This is a genomic window from Streptomyces sp. EDA2-14 (genome assembly GCF_054963755.1).
The window spans coordinates 637,994-656,817 of sequence record NZ_JBUEGE010000001.1 but is presented as its reverse complement, the minus strand read 5'-3'; the positions used below and the strand labels follow the sequence as shown (position 1 = coordinate 656,817).

At 72.1% G+C, this 18,824-nt stretch carries 14 protein-coding genes and 3 tRNA genes; 14 read left to right on the top strand and 3 right to left on the bottom strand.

What is annotated here, in order from left to right; translation table 11 throughout:
* The first annotated feature begins 179 nt into the window (after positions 1-179).
* The 10 genes from ACY34M_RS02835 to ACY34M_RS02790 all read left to right on the top strand — a co-directional run bounded on the left by ACY34M_RS02835 (position 180) and on the right by ACY34M_RS02790 (position 12,429).
* On the top strand, positions 180-1,331 hold the full coding sequence (locus tag ACY34M_RS02835) for a glycosyltransferase family 4 protein (protein ID WP_462717423.1): 1,152 nt from the start codon (positions 180-182) through the stop codon (positions 1,329-1,331).
* Positions 1,328-2,065: a class I SAM-dependent methyltransferase gene (locus ACY34M_RS02830; RefSeq protein WP_462717422.1), complete on the top strand. Its 738-nt coding sequence runs from the start codon at positions 1,328-1,330 to the stop codon at positions 2,063-2,065. Before ACY34M_RS02835 ends, ACY34M_RS02830 begins: the two co-directional genes overlap by 4 nt.
* Positions 2,062-6,318, top strand: a complete 4,257-nt coding sequence (locus ACY34M_RS02825; RefSeq protein WP_462717421.1) for an alpha-(1->3)-arabinofuranosyltransferase — start codon at positions 2,062-2,064, stop codon at positions 6,316-6,318. The genes ACY34M_RS02830 and ACY34M_RS02825 overlap by 4 nt, the downstream gene beginning before the upstream one ends.
* Positions 6,315-7,613: a condensation protein gene (locus ACY34M_RS02820; RefSeq protein WP_462717420.1), complete on the top strand. Its 1,299-nt coding sequence runs from the start codon at positions 6,315-6,317 to the stop codon at positions 7,611-7,613. Before ACY34M_RS02825 ends, ACY34M_RS02820 begins: the two co-directional genes overlap by 4 nt.
* Positions 7,610-8,356, top strand: a complete 747-nt coding sequence (locus ACY34M_RS02815; protein ID WP_462717419.1) for a class I SAM-dependent methyltransferase — start codon at positions 7,610-7,612, stop codon at positions 8,354-8,356. The genes ACY34M_RS02820 and ACY34M_RS02815 overlap by 4 nt, the downstream gene beginning before the upstream one ends.
* Positions 8,357-8,362: 6 nt before the next feature.
* The gene (locus tag ACY34M_RS02810; RefSeq protein WP_462717418.1) at positions 8,363-9,277 is read left to right on the top strand and encodes a hypothetical protein; all 915 of its coding nucleotides are present in this window, start codon (positions 8,363-8,365) and stop codon (positions 9,275-9,277) included.
* Entirely contained in the window at positions 9,267-9,512 is a 246-nt protein-coding gene (locus ACY34M_RS02805) for a Trm112 family protein (RefSeq protein ID WP_462717417.1), read from the top strand. Before ACY34M_RS02810 ends, ACY34M_RS02805 begins: the two co-directional genes overlap by 11 nt.
* Positions 9,509-10,333 carry an FkbM family methyltransferase gene (locus tag ACY34M_RS02800; RefSeq protein WP_462717416.1) on the top strand — a complete coding sequence of 275 codons (825 nt, stop codon included), beginning with the start codon at positions 9,509-9,511 and terminating at the stop codon, positions 10,331-10,333. Before ACY34M_RS02805 ends, ACY34M_RS02800 begins: the two co-directional genes overlap by 4 nt.
* On the top strand, positions 10,308-10,907 hold the full coding sequence (locus tag ACY34M_RS02795; RefSeq protein ID WP_462717415.1) for a hypothetical protein: 600 nt from the start codon (positions 10,308-10,310) through the stop codon (positions 10,905-10,907). Before ACY34M_RS02800 ends, ACY34M_RS02795 begins: the two co-directional genes overlap by 26 nt.
* Before the next feature lie 484 nt (positions 10,908-11,391).
* Positions 11,392-12,429: a rod shape-determining protein gene (locus tag ACY34M_RS02790; protein ID WP_462717414.1), complete on the top strand. Its 1,038-nt coding sequence runs from the start codon at positions 11,392-11,394 to the stop codon at positions 12,427-12,429.
* Between the two features lie 119 nt (positions 12,430-12,548).
* Here the strand turns inward: ACY34M_RS02790 and ACY34M_RS02785 are convergent.
* The 3 genes from ACY34M_RS02785 to ACY34M_RS02775 all read right to left on the bottom strand — a co-directional run bounded on the left by ACY34M_RS02785 (position 12,549) and on the right by ACY34M_RS02775 (position 12,950).
* A tRNA-Ile gene (locus tag ACY34M_RS02785) sits at positions 12,549-12,622 on the bottom strand.
* Between the two features lie 177 nt (positions 12,623-12,799).
* Positions 12,800-12,872: transfer RNA gene (locus tag ACY34M_RS02780), tRNA-Asn, on the bottom strand.
* Positions 12,873-12,877: 5 nt separating this feature from the next.
* A tRNA-Asn gene (locus ACY34M_RS02775) sits at positions 12,878-12,950 on the bottom strand.
* A gap of 87 nt (positions 12,951-13,037) precedes the next feature.
* Between ACY34M_RS02775 and ACY34M_RS02770 the strand changes: the two genes are divergently transcribed.
* From ACY34M_RS02770 to ACY34M_RS02755, 4 genes are all read left to right on the top strand, one after another.
* Positions 13,038-13,442, top strand: coding sequence for a YtxH domain-containing protein (locus ACY34M_RS02770; protein WP_462717413.1), 405 nt, complete (start codon positions 13,038-13,040; stop codon positions 13,440-13,442).
* A 67-nt stretch (positions 13,443-13,509) separates the two neighbouring features.
* Entirely contained in the window at positions 13,510-14,946 is a 1,437-nt protein-coding gene (locus tag ACY34M_RS02765; RefSeq protein ID WP_462717412.1) for a xylulokinase, read from the top strand.
* Between the two features lie 145 nt (positions 14,947-15,091).
* Positions 15,092-16,831: an ABC transporter ATP-binding protein gene (locus tag ACY34M_RS02760; protein WP_462717411.1), complete on the top strand. Its 1,740-nt coding sequence runs from the start codon at positions 15,092-15,094 to the stop codon at positions 16,829-16,831.
* Entirely contained in the window at positions 16,831-18,747 is a 1,917-nt protein-coding gene (locus ACY34M_RS02755; protein WP_462717410.1) for an ABC transporter ATP-binding protein, read from the top strand. The genes ACY34M_RS02760 and ACY34M_RS02755 overlap by 1 nt, the downstream gene beginning before the upstream one ends.
* Positions 18,748-18,824: the final 77 nt, after the last annotated feature.

Below are 18,824 nucleotides of genomic sequence, written 5' to 3'. Positions count from 1 at the left end.
GTACGTCAGTTCATATCGGGCGCAAACTTGTCACGCGGGTGAGTAGCCGCATCGAACAGCGGGGCGAAAACTGTCCCTCCCCACCCCGTGCACAGGCCCCGCACAGCCTCGGCACCGTACCTCCCAGTACACGCAAGTGCGCTCGAACACCCGCGTAAGTCCGACGAGTTGGAGCAACGATGCCCCAGCACGTGCCCCTGTCGCTGCGCGCCGCACCGTCCTCCGGCGCGCGGCATCCGCAGCACGACCCCCCACACCCCCGCCGCATCGTCTTCCTCGCCCACCGCGACCTCGGCAACCCGGCCGCGGGCGGCTCCGAGCTGCTGGTCGACCGGCTCGCCGAAGGACTGACCCGCAAGGGCCATCAGGTGACGCTGCTGTGCGGCGGCCCCGCGGCCTTCCGCGACTACCGCGTCGTCTCGGCCGGCGGCGAGCGCGCCCACTACCTGCGGGCGCACTCCGCGTTCGCCCGCCAGGTCGGCGACTGCGATCTGCTCGTCGAGGTCTGCAACGGGATGCCGTACCTGGCCCCGCTGTGGCACCGCGGCCCCACGATCTGCCTGGTCAACCACGTCCACACCGATCTGTGGCGGATGCGCCTGCGCGGACCGCTCGCGCCCGCCGCCCACCTCGGCCGAAGACTCGAACACTGGGCGCTCTCCGGAGCGCAGCGCCGCAATCTGCTCGTGGCCGTCTCGCCGTCGACGGCGCACGCGCTGCACGCCATCGGCGTGGACGAGGACCGGATCCGCCTGGTGCCGAACGGCGTCGAGGAGCCGGGCCCGTGCGCGGACCGCTCCCCGGACCCGCTGTTCCTCGCGATGGGCCGGCTCGTCGAGTACAAGCGGATCGATCTGCTCCTTCGCCTGTGGGAGCGGGTGCGCCCGGTAACGGGCGGCCGGCTCGTGATCGTGGGAGACGGCCCTGAGGGCCCTCGCCTGCGGCAACTCGCGGGCGAGGGAGTCGAGTTCACCGGGCATGTCTCCGAGGCCGAGAAGCACCGGCTGCTCTGCGAGGCCTGGCTGCTGCTGCATCCCTCGGCCGTCGAGGGCTGGGGCCTGGTCATCACGGAGGCGGCGGCCCGCGGCACCCCCGCGGTCGGCTTCGACGTGCCCGGCGTGCGCGACTCCGTCGAGGACGGTGCCACCGGGCTGCTCGCCCGCGGCGAGTCGGCGTTCGCGGCGGCCTGGTGCACCCTCGCCCTGTCCGGGCACCGCCGCGAGCTGATGGGCAAGGCGGCCCGCGAGCGCGCGGCGGGCTACCGCTGGGCGCACACCGTGCGGCAGTTCGGCGCGGTCGCGGCGGAGGCCGTGCGGGGCTGGGCCCCATGACGGCGGCCGGACTGAAGGACCCCTCGCTGAACCGTTCCCTCACCCTGTTCAGGGCGTTCCTGCGCGAGCGGCGCGACCCGGAGACGTGCTACAGGCTGCTCGCACGGGACGCCGCCGACCAGGTGGAGGCGTACGGGAAGGTGGCCGGGAAGGTCGTCGTGGACGTGGGCGGCGGCAGCGGTCACTTCACCCGCGAGTTCCGGGCGCGCGGCGCGCAGGCCGTCCTCTGCGAGCCGGACACCCGTGAGCTCGGCCCCGATCCGCCGGCCGGCACGGTGCGGGCGGACGGCTATCTGCTGCCGCTGCCCGACGCGTCGGTGGACGTCGCGTTCTCCTCGAACGTCCTGGAGCACGTGGCCGACCGCGACACGTTCCTGAGCGAGCTGGTCCGGGTCACCCGGCCCGGCGGGCTGATCTACCTCGCGTTCACCAACTGGCTGTCTCCGTGGGGCGGTCACGAGTGGGCGCCCTGGCACTATCTGGGCGCCGAGCGCGCGCAGACCCGCTACCGGCGGCGCACCGGCAGGGCGCCCAAGCACACCCTCGGCGAGAACCTCTTCGCCCACCACATCGGTCCCACCCTGCGCCATGTGCGCGCCCGCGACGACGTGACGGTCGTCGCGGCGCGCTCCCGCTACTGGCCGTTCCTCGCCGAGGCGGTCACGCGGGTCCCCGGCGTGCGCGAGTTCGCGACCTGGAACCTCCTCCTCATCCTCAGGCGGTGTCCCCCATGACGACCATGGTCCAGGCCCCACCCGCCGCGGCGCAGCAGCCGGACCCCGGGCCGGGCCCGCGCTCGCGCGGCTGGCTGCTGACGTTCTGGGCCGTGCTGTTCGTCGCGTTCTGCGCGGTGCAGCCGGGGCGCGCCACGTTCGAGACGAAGCTGGGCGTCTCGCAGGACCCGTGGAAGTTCCTCGGCGACCTCGGGGAGCTGTGGCACGACAGGGCGGGCTTCGGCGGGATCGCCGACCAGTACATCGGCTACGCGTTTCCGATGCTGCCGTACTACGGCCTGACCGATCTGCTGCACATCCCGGTGTGGCTGGCCGAGCGGCTGTGGCTGTCGATCGTCGTGACCGTCGCCTTCTGGGGCGCCCTGCGCCTGGCCGAGCGTCTGCGCGTCGGCACCCCGGGCAGCCGGCTGCTCGGCGCGGTGGCGTACGCGCTGTGGCCGACGTTCACGATCGTCGTCGGCTCGACGTCGGCGGCGGCGCTGCCGGGCGCGTTCCTGCCGTGGGTACTGCTGCCGCTCACCAACCCCCGGACGACTGCACGGATCTCGGCGACCCGCTCGGCGCTCCTCGTCCCGTTCATGGGCGGCGTGAACGCGTCGTCGACGCTGGCGTCCCTGCTCCCCGTGGGCCTGTACCTGATCTCCCGGCCACCGTCCCCGCGCATGCGCCGACAACTCGCCTGGTGGCTGCCCTCGGTGGTCCTCGCGACGGCCTGGTGGACGATCCCGCTGATCTTGCTCGGCATCCACGGCGAGAACTTCCTGCCGTTCGTGGAGAGCGCGCAGACCACGACCGAGACGATGTCGGCGACCGAGACCCTGCGCGGCTCCGGCAACTGGGTCGCGTATCTGCACCTGGGTGAGGCCTGGCTGCCCGCCGGATGGGCCGTGGCCACGTCGGTGGTCGTCATCGTCTGCTCGGCGCTCGCCGCCGCGATCGGCCTCGCCGGCCTGGCCAGGCGCGACATCCCGGAGCGCCGCTGGCTGCTGCTCACCGTCATGACGGCGGCCCTCATCACCCTCGCGGGGTACGGGGGCTCGCTCGGCGCCCCCTTCCACGACACGGTGCAGTCGTGGCTGGACGGGGGCCTCGCCCCGTTCCGCAACATCTACAAGTTCCAGACCGGCCTGGCGCTCGCCCTCGTGCTCGGCATCGTCCACCTCGTCGGCGTGGCCGCCGACCCGCGCGGCGCGCGACCGCTGCGCGTCCGCCGCCACGCCACACTGATCGCGGCGATCCTGATCGTGCCGGGACTCGCGTGGCCGTACCTCAACGGCTCGATCCTGCAACCGGGTGCGTTCCAGAAGCTCCCCACGTACTGGGAGACCACGGCCGACTGGCTGAAGAAGTACTCGCCGGACTCCCGCGCCCTCGTCGTGCCCGCGACCGCCCACGGCATCTACACCTGGGGCTCCCCCATCGACCAGCCGCTCGACGTGCTCGCCGAATCCCGCTGGGCGCAGCGCGACTTCGTCCCGTTCGGCGCGCGCGGCAACCGCCGTGCCATGGACGCCGTCGAGCAGGCGCTGATGAGCGGCGTCGAAGTACCGGGACTTCAGGACTACTTGAGCCGTGCGGGCCTCTACTACGTCGTCGTACGCAACGACCTCGATCCCGACCAGTTCGGCTACGTCCCCACCGCCACGGTCAAGCGCACCCTCACCGAGTCCGGCTACCACCGGGTGACCGGATTCGGCCCTCAGGTCACCGGCGGCCGCATCGCGGAGAAGACGCCGGTCCAGGTCGAGGGCCTGTACCCGCGCAGCCGCGCCGTCGAGATCTACGCGCCGCGGGCCACCGCGGACCGCCCCGGACCGGCGGGTCTGCTCCCGGTCGGGAACACGACGGAGGTCAGCGGCGGCCCCGAGGCCCTGCTCCGGCTCGCCGGCGACCCGGACTTCCGCAACCGTCCCGCGGTGCTCACCGGCGACAACCACCCCGGCATCGGCGAGCCCGCGCTGCGTGTCGCCGCCGACGGACTGCGCCGCGCGGACACCCGCTTCGGCCTGGTCAACACCAACACCTCGTACCCGTACACGCCGACGGAACGCAACAGTCCGAACGCCTCCGAGAACCCGGACGAACCGCCGAAGCAGATCCTGCCGAGCGACGGCACCGGTCACCAGACGACGGCCGACATCCAGGGCGCCCGCTCGGTCACGGCGTCCTCCAGCGGCAACTGGCTGCTTCAGTTGCCCCAGTTCGACCCGGTGAACGCCTTCGACGGCGACCCCGACACGGCGTGGGCGGAAGGCGCCGCCGACTCCGGCAAGGGCGAATGGGTGCGCGTCGACTTCACCGCGCCGACCCGGATCCCCGCCATGATCCGCACGACACCGCTGCCGCAGGACAACGTGCGGGCCGCCCCGACGCGCGTACGGGTCGAGACGGACAAGGGCGCGACGACGTCCGACATCCGGCCGACCGACAAGGCGCAGTGGATCAAGGCCCCGGCCGGTAAGGCGAAGTGGCTGCGCGTGACCATCCTGGACACCCAGAGCGCCCGCCCCGGGCTGACCGGCGCCGGATTCACGTCCGTCGACATCCCCGGCGTCAAGGTCTCCCGCGCGCTGCGCCTGCCCGCCGACTCCACGCAGGCCCAGAAGTTCTCCTTCCACCGCGCCACCAGCGACGGCGCCCTCACGCTCACCGACACCGAGAACGGCCTCGACCGCGTCTTCACGACGAGCGGCGAGAGCACGTACACGTTCACGGCGACGGCCGCCCCGACACCGGGACCCGCCCTCGACAAGCTCCTCTACGACGTGGCGCCCGATCAGCGCCGGGAGATCAGGGCGACCGCCGACTCCACGGCCGCGCTCGGCCTCAACACCACGCCCCGCAACCTCACCGACGGCGATCTGACGACGGCCTGGATCGCGGGCGACGACCCCACGATCCACCTGCGCTGGAAGGGCAAGCGGAAGGTCTCCACCCTCGTGCTTCCCGCGGCCGGCGGCCTGTCCACCCGCCCCGAGAAGATCGAGATCAGCAGCCCGGACGGGGCGGCGGTCGCCGGGGTCGACGAGAACGGCGTGGCCCGCTTCGACCGCATCACCACGGACCGCCTGGACGTCACGATCACGAAGACGGCCCCGCTCAAGCTCCACAACCCGGTCGCCGACGAGGACCTGCAACTCCCCGTGGGCCTGACCGAGGCCTACATCCCGACGCTCGACGCCTACCGCGTCGAACAGCCCGCGCCCGACCGCAGGTTCAGCCTCCCCTGCGGCAAGGGCCCCACCGTCACGATCGACGGCACCCGCCACCGGACGTCCGCCTCCGGCACCGTGCGCGATCTGACGGAACGCCGACCGGTCACGGTGGAGCTGTGCGACGACACGCTGGACCTCCCGGCGGGCCGGCACACCCTGAAGGCATCGGGGAACGGCCCGCTCTCCCTCACCGACGCGAGCCTCACCGACACGACGGCCACCACCGAGGCGGACCCCACCTCCCGCAGCCTGACGGTCCGCGACTGGCTCGGCGACCGCCGCGAGGTGCACGTCGACGCGGGCGAGTCGACGTACCTGACCATGTACGAGAACGCCAACGACGGCTGGCAGGCCACCCTCGACGGCAAGAAGCTGACCTCGCTGCGCCTGGACGGCTGGCAGCAGGCCTGGCTGGTCCCCGGCGGGGCGAGCGGCACGATCGAACTCTCCTACGCCCCCGCCCGCACCTACGAGGTGGGCCTGTTCGCGTCCGGCGCGGCGCTCCTGCTGCTCGGCGCGCTGTGCCTGTGGCGCCGCAAGGAAAGGGAACAGACACCCCCCGAGCCGCCCCCGGCCCCCGGCTGGATCATCGGCACGCTCCTGCTGACGGCGGTGGGCGCGGTGATCGCCGGTTTCTGGGCGGCCCTGGTCCCGGCCCTCGCCCTCCTCGCCTGGAAACGCCACGCGCTCCTCGTCCCGCTCGCCTTCGTGACGATGGCGGCGGCGGGCGTGGTGGCGGCGACGGGCGCAGGCGTACCCGTACGTGAGGGCGCGGGCGCCTACAGCACGGCGGCCCAACTCCTGGCGCTCATCGCCCTGTTCGCCGCACTGGTCACCACTCAAGCCCCTGCGGCGATTGAGCAGCGGGGCCCCGGGCAGAGCCCCGAGCCCGCAACCACCGGAGGCGAAGACCCACCGACCACTGAAGACCCACCGGCCACTGAAGCCCCGCCGGCGATTGAGGCGCGGGGTCCGGGGCAGAGCCCCGAGGCGTCACCCCCGTCGGCCGAAACCCCACCCACAGGGAGGACACCGTGACCGCCCTGGACCACCCCACCCGCTCCCCCGGCGGCAAGCGGATCCCGTTTCCGACCGTCGACGAGATCTCCCGCCACTGCCTCCAGGACCGGGAACCGGAAACCGTCCACATAGAGATCCACCTCACCGCCCGCCTGGACCCCACCCGTCTCACCGAGGCCTTCACGCAGGCCCTCCACCGCCACCCCCGCATCCTGATGCGCGAGGCCCCCCGCCACTGGTACAGCAGCCGCTACGAGTGGGAGCTGACCCCGACCGCGGACACACCCCCCGTCTCGTTCCCCGCCCTCACCCCGGACGCCCTGGCCCGGGCCCGCACCCGCGCCCTGTCCGAGGCCCCGCCCCTCACCGCCTCACCGCCCGTCCGCCTGGAGGCGGTGGAGGACCCGCACACCGGCAACACCGTGCTGTTCGCCACGATCAACCACACGGCCCTGGACGGCCCCGCCTGCCTGCGCGTCGTGGCTACCGCCGCCGAGCTCTACGGAGGCCGCGACAACTCCCCACCCCCCGCCGCCCCGCAACAGGCCCCGGCCACCACCGCCCCTCCGCAGGGCCGGCCGTCCCCCTGGTCCCGCCCGGCCCGCGTCTCCCGCGGCACCCCCGACCCCCGCCCCGGCAACGGCCTCCTGGTCACCGAACTGACCGTGCCCCGCCGCCCCAAGGGCGCCCCGTACACGGTCAACGACCAGCTGATGGTGGCCACGGCCCGCACCATCGCCGACTGGAACGAGGAGCACGGCACCCACCACACCCGCCGCCCCCTGCGCGTGACGATGCCGGTGGACGACCGCCCCCGCGACGCGACGATGCCCATCGGCAACGGCACCCGCCTGGTCGAAGTGGCCCTGACCCCGGACGAGCTGACGTCGCCCACCCCGGAACTCCTCCGCCTCACGGCCACCCGCACCACGGCCCTCAAGTCCCAGCCACGCCCCCAACTCGGACACGGCGCAGCCCTGCTGACCAGCCCGTACGCCCCGGTCAGCTGGCGCGCCGCCGCCACCCGCACCCTGCGCACTGCGGCCGCCCCCTGGACGTCGACCACCCTGCTCAGCAACATCGGCCGCATCCCGTACCCGCTGGACTTCGGCGACGGCGGCCGCGCCCGCGCCGTCTGGTTCTCGGCCCCGGCCCGCACACCGCGCGGCCTCACCTTCACGACGGCGTCCACGGCGGGCCGGCTCCACCTGGCCCTGCGCTGGTCGCGCACCCTGCTCGGGCCCGGCGACGGGGCCCGCCTGCGCGACCTGTTCGAGCAGCACCTCCACGCGACGCAGGAGGAGGCACCATGACCACGCACCCCGAACTCACGCACACACCAGCGGACTTGAGGGACTTCTACGAAAACCCGGACGTGCCGGTGGCCTCGGGCACACCCAGAACCGTCCGCCAGGCCCGCCTCCTGACCGCCGCCCTGTCCGGCACCCGGCACGCCACCGTCCTGGACATCGGCTGCGGCGACGGCACGGCGGCGGCCACCACCGCCCGCCTCCTGCCCGGACGCGACCGCCACCGCCTCGTCGGCGTCGACTGGTCGCAGGACGCGCTGCGCCGCGCGGCCCGCCGCATCCCCCATGTCGTACGCGGTGAACTCACCGGTCACGGGCTCCCGTTCGCGGACGGGTGCGCCGACGCGGTCCTGCTCTCCGAGGTCGTCGAGCATCTCGTCGACCCCGACGCGGCGCTCGACGAGATCCGCCGCGTCCTGCGCCCCGGCGGCCATCTGCTGCTGTCCACCCCGAATCTGGCGGCCTGGTACAACCGGGCCCTGCTGCTCGCCGGAGTGCAGCCCGTCTTCTCCGAGGTGAGCCTGCGCGCGATCCACGGCAGGCCGGGCACCGAAGTCGTCGGCCACCTGCGCCTCTACACGCCGCGCGCCCTGCGGGAGTTCGTCGCCGCCTCGGGCTTCGAGGTCGTACGTATGGAAGGGGCGCCGTTCCACGGCGTGCCGCGCCCGCTGCGCCCCGTCGACCGGCTCGCCTGCGCGGCGCCGTCGCTCGCCTCGATCCTCCTCCTGCACGCGCGAAGGACGTGACCCGTGATGCCCGCCGTGGCATGGGGGGTCGGCGCGGCACTGCTCGCCAACACGCTCTACAGCGTCGGCTTCGTCCTGGAGAAGCGGGCCCTCACCCGGCTGCCCGAGGTGAGCGTGCGCCGCCCCGCACACCTGCTGCGCCAGGTGGTGACGAGCCCGCTGTGGCTGGCCGGATCCATCGCCCTGGCCTCCGGCTTCGGCGCCCAACTGGCCGTCTACCGGACGCTTCCCATCGCCGCCGCCCAGGGCATCTTCGTCTCCGGCCTCGTCCTGCTGCTGCTCCTGTCGGCCCGGCTCCTCGGCGAGCGCACCTCGGGCCGCGAGCGGTACGCCATCGCCGCGATCCTGGCGGCGCTGCTCATGGTGGTCCTTTCGCTGCGCGAGGACTCGGACGCGGTGGGCCACGGCTCCCCCGCACCCCTGATCCTCCTGGTGTGCGTGCCCTCGCTCGCGGCGGGTCTGTCGCTGTACGCCGCCGCCGAACGCCGCGCGCGCAACCGCCACCGGCAGCCGTCCTCGGGCGTCGAGTACGGGGTCGCGGTGGGCCTGCTCTACGGGGTCAGCTCGCTCGCCATCAAGGGCGTGTCCGGGATCCTGCCCGACGTCCCGGCGGTGTTCGCCTCCCCGTACCCGTACCTGCTGATGTGCACGGGAGCGTTCGGGCTCGTCATGTCGCAGGCGGCCCTGCAACGCTGCCGCGCCTCGCTGATCGTCCCGGTGTGCACCACGGTGACCTGCCTGTTCACGGCCGTCCTCGGCACGCTCGCGTTCGGTGAATCGCTCCCCCACGAGCCGGTGCGCCTCGCGCTGCGCGTCACGGGCACGGCCCTCGCGGTCGCGGTGCTCCTCCTCATGCCGAAGCACGACACCCCTGCACAACCCGACCAGGAACCGAGGGAGCTGCTCCCCAATGAACCCTGACGACCCGCTCCTGAAACTCCTCGCCTGCCCGCTCGACAAGGGCCCCCTGCTCCTGCTCCCCGCGCCGGAGGAGGACGTCGCCGGGGGCTGCCTCTACAACCCCCGCCTGCACCGCCGCTACCCCATCGTCGACGGCATCCCGCAGCTGCTGCCCTCGTCCGGCGAGCAGGTACCGGAGGGCGAGCACGAGCAGCTCCTGCAACAGGCGGAGCAGGTGAAACGGGCGCTCCCATGACGACCCTCGCCGCCCGGATCGCCCCCGTGCTGCCCGCCCGGCTGACCGCCGCGACGGCCCGCGCCCTGTACCCGCGCTTCGAACCCGAGCTGGCCCGGCTCGCCGACATGCTGCCCGCCTCGGGCGCGTGCGGCACCGCGGTCGACGTCGGCGGCTGGTACGGCCCGTGGACCCACCGCCTCGCGGCCCGCGCCCGCCGCGTGATCACCCTCGAACCGGTGCCGCACCTGGCCCGTGTCCTCGCCGCGGCGGCGCCCGCCAACGTCCGGGTGGTGCGGGCCGCGGCCAGCGACCGCACCGGCTCCGCCCCGCTGTGGCAGCCCCCGCACGACGAGCGCGGCGAACGCGGCGTGTCCTCCCTGGTCCGCCGCGACGGCCTGCACGCAACCACCGGCCGCGCGGTCCCCTGCGTGACGCTCGACGAACTCGCGCTGCGCGACGTGGACTTCATCAAGGTCGACGTGGACGGGGCGGAGCTTCACGTGCTGCGGGGCGCCCGCACCCTGCTCGCCCACGACCGGCCGGCCCTCTTCGTCGAGCTGGAGACCCGCATCCAGCCGATCGCCCCGGTCGTCGACCATCTGCGCGCGCAGGGCTACGAGGGCTGGGTGCTTCCGGACACCGAGTGGCTGCCCCTGCCCTCCTACGATCTGGCGGCCCATCAGCGCGGCACCGCGCACATCGCCTCGCAGGGCCTGCTGCGCCGCGCCCTCACCCCGGCCGCGCGCCGCGCGCGGTACGTGAACTCGGTGCTGTTCCTGCCGGACGGGCGGGCCCCCGGCGACGTACGCCACCATGGGGCGCATGCCCGCACCAGCTGAGCCCTTCACCCCACTGGACTTCCAACTGGTCCTGCTGCGCCGCATGGCCGACCACAATCCGGAGCTGGTGGAGACCGCCCGCGCCGACCTCGGTGTCTCCGTGGCCGACATGCGGGAGGCGAACCGGCGCTGGCAGGCGAAGCTGCGCTCCCGCCATCCGCAGGGGGCGGTCGCCCGCTACCGGTCGGTGCTCGGCACGCCGGAGCGCACCCTGCTGCGCACGGTCGGCGACCTGGAGTGCGAGGCGCTGCTGTGGCCGGTTCCGCTCTGGCCCGACCTGCGCTTCGAGGTGCTGCTCGCGCCCACGGGCGGGGTCTGGAACGAGTGGCTGATCCGTGCCCCCGGTGCGCCCGGCCCAAAGCTGCGCACCGTCGCCGACCTGACGCCCTGGTCGTGCACGGTGGACGAGGCGGCCCGCGCCTTCGCCCCGGCCCGCCCCCTCGAAGGCTCGGCGCCCACCCGCTGGGGCCTGGCGTTCCGTGCCCCGGACGCGTCGGGGACGCCGCGCGAGGTGCGGGCGGAGTTCACGTGGGGACTGCTCCAGCGCTGGTACGAGGCCGGAAATCACTCCTGAGGACCAGTCAAAAAGAAGAACACGCAATACGAACACCGGATACGAACGGGGGCGCAGTTGTTCCCTTGAACAGGTGATCGTCGCCGAAGAGTTTGCATGGGGCGTACGTGAACAACGATGCTTACGGTGCGCAAGCAACGGGCTGCAGACCGTAGCGACCGCATCGCGATGCACATCTCAAGTCCCAAGTCCCATATGCACTTTGCATCACCGGTGCACTCTGCATCATCGCTAGGAGAACGCGACACATGAACGTCATCACCGACATCCTCGCCGGCCTCGCCCACCTCGTCGGCTGGCTGGTGTAACACCGTCGGACACCGAAGCGGCGCCGTCTCCCACGTCCCACGGGAGGCGGCGCCCCGGTGTTTCCGGACCCACCTGGCCTATTCCAGCGCGCGCCCTCCCGCGCGCGACCGCACGATGCCAGAAGGGTCGCCACCCGGCGAGCCCACCACGGTCCGCGCTCTCGGGAGGATCTGCCATGACCGCCAGTCTGGAGCAGTTGCGCCGCTGCCACTTCGCCGTCGACCTGGGTGCGGCGCGCACCCGCGTGTACGTGAAGGGTGTGGGACTCGTCGTCGACGAACCCAGCGCGGCCGCGGTCAACACCCGCACCGGCGCCCTGATCGCGGTCGGCGACTTCGCCGAGAAGATGACAGGACGCACCCCCGGCTACATCCGCGTCGTACGCCCCGTCTCCGGCGGCACGGTCGTCGACATCGAGATGGCCCAGCGGATGCTGCGCCACCTGCTCGGCGACAAGCTCCGCCGCGCCCTTCGCCGCAAGCCCCGGCTGCGCGCCGCGGCCGCCGTGCCGCACGACGCGGACCCGCTGGCGCAGCGCGCTGCGGTCGAGACGCTGGTCGGCCTCGGCGCCCGCCGCGTGGAACTGGTCGACACACTGATCGCGGCCGCGGTCGGCTGCGGCCTCCCGGTGGAGCAGCCGGAGGCCACGATGATCATCGTCTGCGGCGCGGCCACCACCCAGATCGCCGTCCTCTCGCTCGGCTCGATCGTGACGGCGGCCCGCATCCCCGTCGGCGGCGACGCCATCGACCACGCCGTCGTCCAGCACCTGCGCCAGCACCACGCGCTGATGCTCCCCTCGCAGTCCGTGCGCCCCCTGCAGCTCGCCCTGAGCGGCAACGGCCTCACCCCGCAGGGCCCGGTCCAGACCGAGATCCACGGCCGTGACGTGGCGACGGGCCTGGCCCGCTCGGTGCACGTCGACACCGCCGCCGTCCGCAGCGCCATCCACACCCCACTGACCGCCGTCCTCGACGGCATCGGCAGGGTGCTGCGCGACTGCCCGCCCGATCTGGTCGCGGACCTCGCGGAGCGCGGCATCATGATGGTCGGCGGCTCCGCCCTGCTGCCCGGCCTCGACCAGATGCTGCGCGACGCGACGGGCGTCCCGGTCCGCATCGCCGAGCGCCCCGACGTCTGCGCGGTGCAGGGTCTCGGCGAGATGCTGGAGGGCAGGATCCAGCCCATGACCCTCAACCCACTGGCCGACTGACCCGCCGCGGGACATCGCGCCCGACGAACGAATGACCGATGGCCCGTCACGGATTTCCGTGACGGGCCATCGGGTTACGTACGTGCTGCTCGCATCGTTTCTGCGCCGCGTACGCGCGGTGGGGCGGGTGGGACTCGAACCCACGGCCGACGGATTATGAGTCCGCTGCTCTAACCGGCTGAGCTACCGCCCCGTCTCGGCGTGGCGCGTACAAGTGTGCGCGCCGTCTGCCGCAGCATAGCCGCTCATACGATCTGCTGCCTCGGATGGTCCGGCTCTGTACGACCTTGAGGACTCCCCACGCGCACGGTCGGTTCCACCGGACAAGAAAAAGCCCTCCGGAGTGTGCTCCGAAGGGTCTTGTTCACAGCTCTCCCGACTGGACTCGAACCAGTAACCTGCCGGTTAACAGCCGGCTGCTCTGCCAATTGAGCTACAGGAGACCGAGCTCCCCCGACTGGACTCGAACCAGTAACCTGCCGGTTAACAGCCGACTGCTCTGCCAATTGAGCTACAGGGGAATGCCTCGTTGCTTCGAACGAAGCCACCCGGGTACTTGCCGGGCGGCGCGCGCTCGCTGCGACACATACATTAGCGCAAGGAGGGGGGTGCTCCGCCAATCGGTACCCCGCTCGGCGATCAACAAGTCCCACGACGACCGCATCGACCTCCACATCTCGCTACGGAAAGGGTGGCCGACCATGCGCTATCGGCTCACATTCATCGCCGGTCTGGCCCTGGGTTACGTACTGGGCACGAGGGCCGGACGGGAGCGCTACGAGAAGCTCAAGAAGTCCGCGCGCGAGATCGCCCAGAACCCGGCCGTCCGCAATACGGCGGAGTCGGCGGCCCAGCAGACGCGCAACGTCGCGGGCAAGGCATTCCACTCGGTGAGCGAGAAGGTCGAGAGCCGGGTTCCGGACTCGGTCGCCGACCGGGTGCGCACGCTGCGCGAGCGCGGCGGCACGACCGACGATGGGACGACCGACGACTGGGGCACCAGCAACACCTGACGCCCCGGCCCCCGCGAGAAGCACCTGACGGCACAGAACTCTCCGGCGGTGCGGCAGAATTTCTGTCATGGGGATAGTCGCCGGGCTGGACAGTTCGCCCGAATTTACGCGCATTGTCGTTTGTGACGCCGACACCGGGGCCGTGCTGCGGCAGGGGTACGCCCCGCACCCGCTGGAGGCCCCGGAGGGCGGCGGGCGGCCGTCCGACGTGGATCCCCAGGCGTGGCTGCTCTCGCTCGGCGAGGCCGCCGGCGGCGGGCTGCTCGAAGGCGTGCAGGCCATCGGGGTCTCCGCGCAGCAGAACACGGTGGTGGCGCTGGACGCGCAGGGCAACACCGTGCGCCCCGCCATGGTCGGCGCGGACAAGCGGGCCCAGGTCGCGGCCGCGGACCTGATCGACCGGCTGGGCTCGCGCGAGGCGTGGGCCGAGGCCGTGGGGAGCGTGCCGCAGGCGGCGCTGCCGGTCGCGAAGCTGCGCTGGCTGGCGCGCACGGAGCCGGAGAACGCCGAGCAGGTCGCCACCCTCATGCAGGCGCACGACTGGCTGGTGTGGCAGCTCCTCGGCCGGCCCGCGCGCCGCACCACGGACCGCGGCGGGGCCTCCAGCACCGGGTACTGGTCGGCGGCGAACGCCGCGTGGCGGCCCGATCTCGTGGAGCTGGCACTCGGGCACCGGGCGGTGCTGCCGGAGGTGATCGGCCCCGGCGAGGCGGCGGGCCGGACCCCGGAGGGCCTGGTCATCTCGGCCGGGACCGGGGAGACGATGGCTGCCGCGTTCGGGCTCGGCGTGCAGGCCGGGGACGCCGTGGTCTCGCTCGGGGCCTCGGGCTCCGTGATGGCGGTGCACCACGAGGCGCTCGTGGACTCCAGCGGTTCCATCACCTCGCTCGCCGACGCGACCGGGATGCACCTGCCGGTGGTGCACACGGCGAACGCCGTGCGGGCGCTGCGCGGCACGGTCGACATGCTGGGCCTTGAGGGCGGCCTGGAGGAGCTGTCCGAGCTGGCCATGAAGTCGACGCCGGGCGCCCACGGACTCGTGCTCCTGCCCTACTTGGAGGGCGAGAAGACGCCGAATCTGCCGCACACCGCGGGGACGCTGAGCGGGCTGCGGCGGGAGTCGATGAAGCCCGAGCACCTGGCGCGGGCCGCCTTCGAGGGGATGCTGTGCGGGCTCGCCGACGCCATGGACGTGCTGCGCGGGCGTGGCGTGGAGATCGGGCGGGTGTTCCTGCTGGGGGCCGCCGCCGATCTGCATGCCGTGCAGAGCGTGGCGCCCGCCCTGTTCGAGGCGCAGGTCGTGGTGCCGCAGCCCGCGGACTACGCGGCGATCGGCGCGGCGCGGCAGGCCGCGTGGGCGCTGAACGGGCAACTGCCGCAGTGGCAGGGCGCGTCCGCCCAGGTCTTCGAGGCGGGTGACGAGCTGCCGGTGGGCAAGGCCGTGCGCCAGCAGTACAGGGCCGTGCGGGAACAGATCCATCCTGGCGCGTTCTCGAACCTTTGAGCGCTCTTGGGTTAATTCGGTTGAGGTAACGCGGGTGGAGTGTTCGACGATAGGGGTCCATGCGTCGCCGCTTCCGTGGCGGCGCTGATCGATCCCCCTCCCCGAACACCGCTCTCCCCCTACCGCCGACACCGAGAGACCGAGCGTGCTCATAAGACTTCTGCGGACCTACCTCAGTCCGTACAAGAAACCCATCGGGCTGCTGGTGCTGCTGCAGTTCCTGCAGACCTGCGCCTCCCTGTATTTGCCCACTCTGAACGCCGACATCATTGACAACGGTGTCGTGAACGGCGACACCGGCTACATCCTCGAGTACGGCGCCCTGATGCTGGGCGTCACCGTCGCCCAGGTGGTGTGCAACATGGGCGCCGTGTTCTACGGCGCCCGCACCGCCGCCGCCCTCGGGCGCGACGTCCGGGCCGGGATCTTCGACCGGGTGCAGTCCTTCTCCGCGCGCGAGGTCGGCCAGTTCGGGGCCCCCTCGCTGATCACCCGGACCACGAACGACGTGCAGCAGGTCCAGATGCTGGCCCTGATGACGTTCACGCTGATGGTCTCGGCGCCGATCATGTGCGTCGGCGGCGTCGTGATGGCGCTCGGCCTGGACGTGCCGCTGTCGGGCGTGCTGCTCGCCGTGCTGCCCGTGATGGCGATCGTGCTGTCGCTGATCATCCGCAGGATGCGGCCGCTGTTCCGGTCCATGCAGGTCAAGCTGGACACCGTGAACCGGGTGCTGCGCGAGCAGATCACCGGCAACCGCGTGATCCGCGCCTTCGTGCGGGACGACTTCGAGAAGGGCCGGTTCGGAGCCGCGAACCGGGATCTGACCGAGACCTCCCTCGCGACCGGGCGCATCATGGCACTGATGTTCCCGTTCGTGATGACGATCGTGAACGTCGCGTCCATCGCCGTCGTCTGGTTCGGGGCGCACCGCATCGACAGCGGGGGCATGCAGATCGGTGACCTGACCGCGTTCCTCGCGTATCTGATGCAGATCGTGATGAGCGTGATGATGGCCACGTTCATGTTCATGATGGTGCCGCGCGCCGAGGTCTGCGCCGAGCGCATCCAGGAAGTCCTGTCGACCGACACCAGCGTCGTGCCGCCCTCGCCGAAGGCCGCCGTGCGCGAGCTGCGCCGCCGCGGGCACCTGGAGATCCGGGGCGCCGACTTCGGCTACCCCGGCGCCGAGGAGCCCATCCTGCGCGGCATCGACCTGACCGCGCTGCCCGGCGAGACCACCGCGATCATCGGCTCGACCGGCAGCGGGAAGTCGACGCTCCTCGGCCTCGTACCGCGCCTCTACGACACCACCGCCGGGACGGTCTACGTCGACGGCGAGGACGTGCGCGGGCTCGACCCCGACCTGATGGCGAGGACCGTCGGGCTGGTGCCCCAGCGCCCGTACCTCTTCTCCGGGACCGTGGCGAGCAATCTGCGCTACGGGCGCCCGGACGCGAGCGACGAGGAGCTGTGGCACGCGCTGGAGGTCGCGCAGGCCAAGGACTTCGTCAGCAGGCTGGAGGGCGGCCTTGAGGCGCCCATCACCCAGGGCGGCACGAACGTCTCCGGCGGTCAGCGCCAGCGGCTCGCCATCGCCCGCACGCTCGTGCAGCGGCCGGAGATCTACCTCTTCGACGACTCGTTCTCCGCGCTCGACTACGCCACCGACGCGGCGCTGCGCCGCGCGCTCGGCAGCGAGACCGCCGAGTCGACCGTGGTGATCGTGGCCCAGCGCGTGGCCACCATCCGCGACGCCGACCGGATCGTCGTGCTCGACGAGGGCCGCGTCGTCGGCACCGGACGCCACCACGAGCTGATGGCGGACAACGAGACGTACCGGGAGATCGTGCTCTCCCAGCTGACGGAAGCGGAGGCGGCCTGATGGCTGGACCGGGAGCGATGGGCGCGCCGGGCGCGCGCTCGATGGATTTCAAGGGGTCCGGCAAGCGCCTGCTGAAGCGGCTCACCGTGCACCGCGCCGCGGGGACCGCGGTGCTGGTCGCGATCGTGATCGGCGTCGCCCTCTCGGTGGTCGGGCCGAAGATCCTCGGCCGCGCCACCGACCTGCTGTTCGGCGGGGTCATCGGCGGGCAGCTGCCGGCCGGGCAGACCAAGGAGCAGGTCATCGAGGACCTGCGGGCCAAGGGTGAAGGCGGCATGGCCGACATGCTCGGCGGCGTCGACTTCACTCCGGGCCAGGGCGTCGACTTCACCGCGATCGGCGAGGTGCTGCTGCTCGGGCTCGCCGTGTTCGCGTGCGCGGGCCTGGCGATGATGATCGGCACCCGGATCGCGAACCGGGTGATCAACCTGGCCGTGGCGCGGCTGCGCGGCGACCTCCAGGCGAAGCTGTCGCGGCTCCCGCTGTCGTACTACGACAAGCAGAAGCGCGGCGAGGTGCTGAGCCGGGCGACCAACGACATCGACAACCTCGGCCAGACGTTGCAGCAGACGACGGGCCAGATGCTCAACTCGCTGCTCACGATCATCGGCGTGCTCGCCATGATGTTCTGGATCTCGTGGCTGCTCGCGCTGGTCGCGCTCGTCACGGTGCCGCTGTCGGTGCTCGTCGCGGCGAAGGTCGGCAAGCGGGCGCAGCCGCAGTTCGTCCAGCAGTGGCGGGCGACCGGCGCGCTGAACGCGCACGTCGAGGAGATGTACACCGGGCACAACCTGGTGAAGGTCTTCGGGCGGCAGAAGGAGTCGGCCGAGCAGTTCGCCGAGCAGAACGAGGAGCTGTACCAGGCCGCGTTCAAGGCCCAGTTCAACAGCGGGATCATGCAGCCGCTGATGTTCTTCATCTCGAACCTGAACTATGTGCTGGTGGCCGTGGTGGGCGGGCTGCGGGTGGCGAGCGGTTCGCTCTCCATCGGTGACGTCCAGGCCTTCATCCAGTACTCCCGGCAGTTCTCGATGCCGCTGACCCAGGTCGCGTCAATGGCGAACCTGGTGCAGTCGGGTGTGGCGAGCGCCGAGCGGATCTTCGAACTGCTGGACGCGGAGGAGCAGTCGGCCGACCCCGTGCCGGGCGAGAAGCCCGATCACCTGCGCGGGCACGTCGAGTTCGAGCACGTGGCCTTCCGCTACGAGAAGGACAAGCCGCTCATCGAGGACCTGTCGCTCACCGCGGACCCCGGTCACACGGTGGCGATCGTCGGTCCTACGGGCGCGGGCAAGACCACGCTGGTCAATCTGCTGCTGCGGTTCTACGAGGTCACGGGCGGGCGCATCACGCTCGACGGCGTCGACATCGCGAAGATGTCGCGCGACGAACTGCGCGCCGGGATCGGCATGGTGCTCCAGGACACCTGGCTGTTCGGCGGCACCATCGCGGAGAACATCGCGTACGGCGCCCCGAAGGAGGTCACCCGTGCGGAGGTGGAGGAGGCGGCGAAGGCCGCGCACGCCGACCGGTTCATCCGGACGCTGCCCGACGGGTACGACACCGTGCTCGACGACGAGGGCACGGGCGTCAGCGCCGGTGAGAAGCAGCTCATCACCATCGCGCGGGCGTTCCTGTCCGACCCGGTGATCCTCGTGCTCGACGAGGCGACGTCCTCCGTCGACACCCGGACCGAGGTGCTGATCCAGAAGGCGATGGCGCGGTTGGCCTCCGGCCGGACGTCGTTCGTGATCGCGCATCGCCTTTCGACGATTCGCGACGCGGACACGATTCTCGTCATGGAGAACGGGGCGATCGTGGAGCAGGGCTCCCACGATGCGCTGGTCGCCTCCGGCGGGGCGTATCAGCGGTTGTACGAGGCGCAGTTCGCGGAGGCGGTCGCCGAGGTGGACTGAGGTCGGGGTCCTGATCGAGCCCCGCCGGGGTTGCGGTCTCGGGGCCCTGCCCCGGACCCCGCGCCTCAATCGCCGGC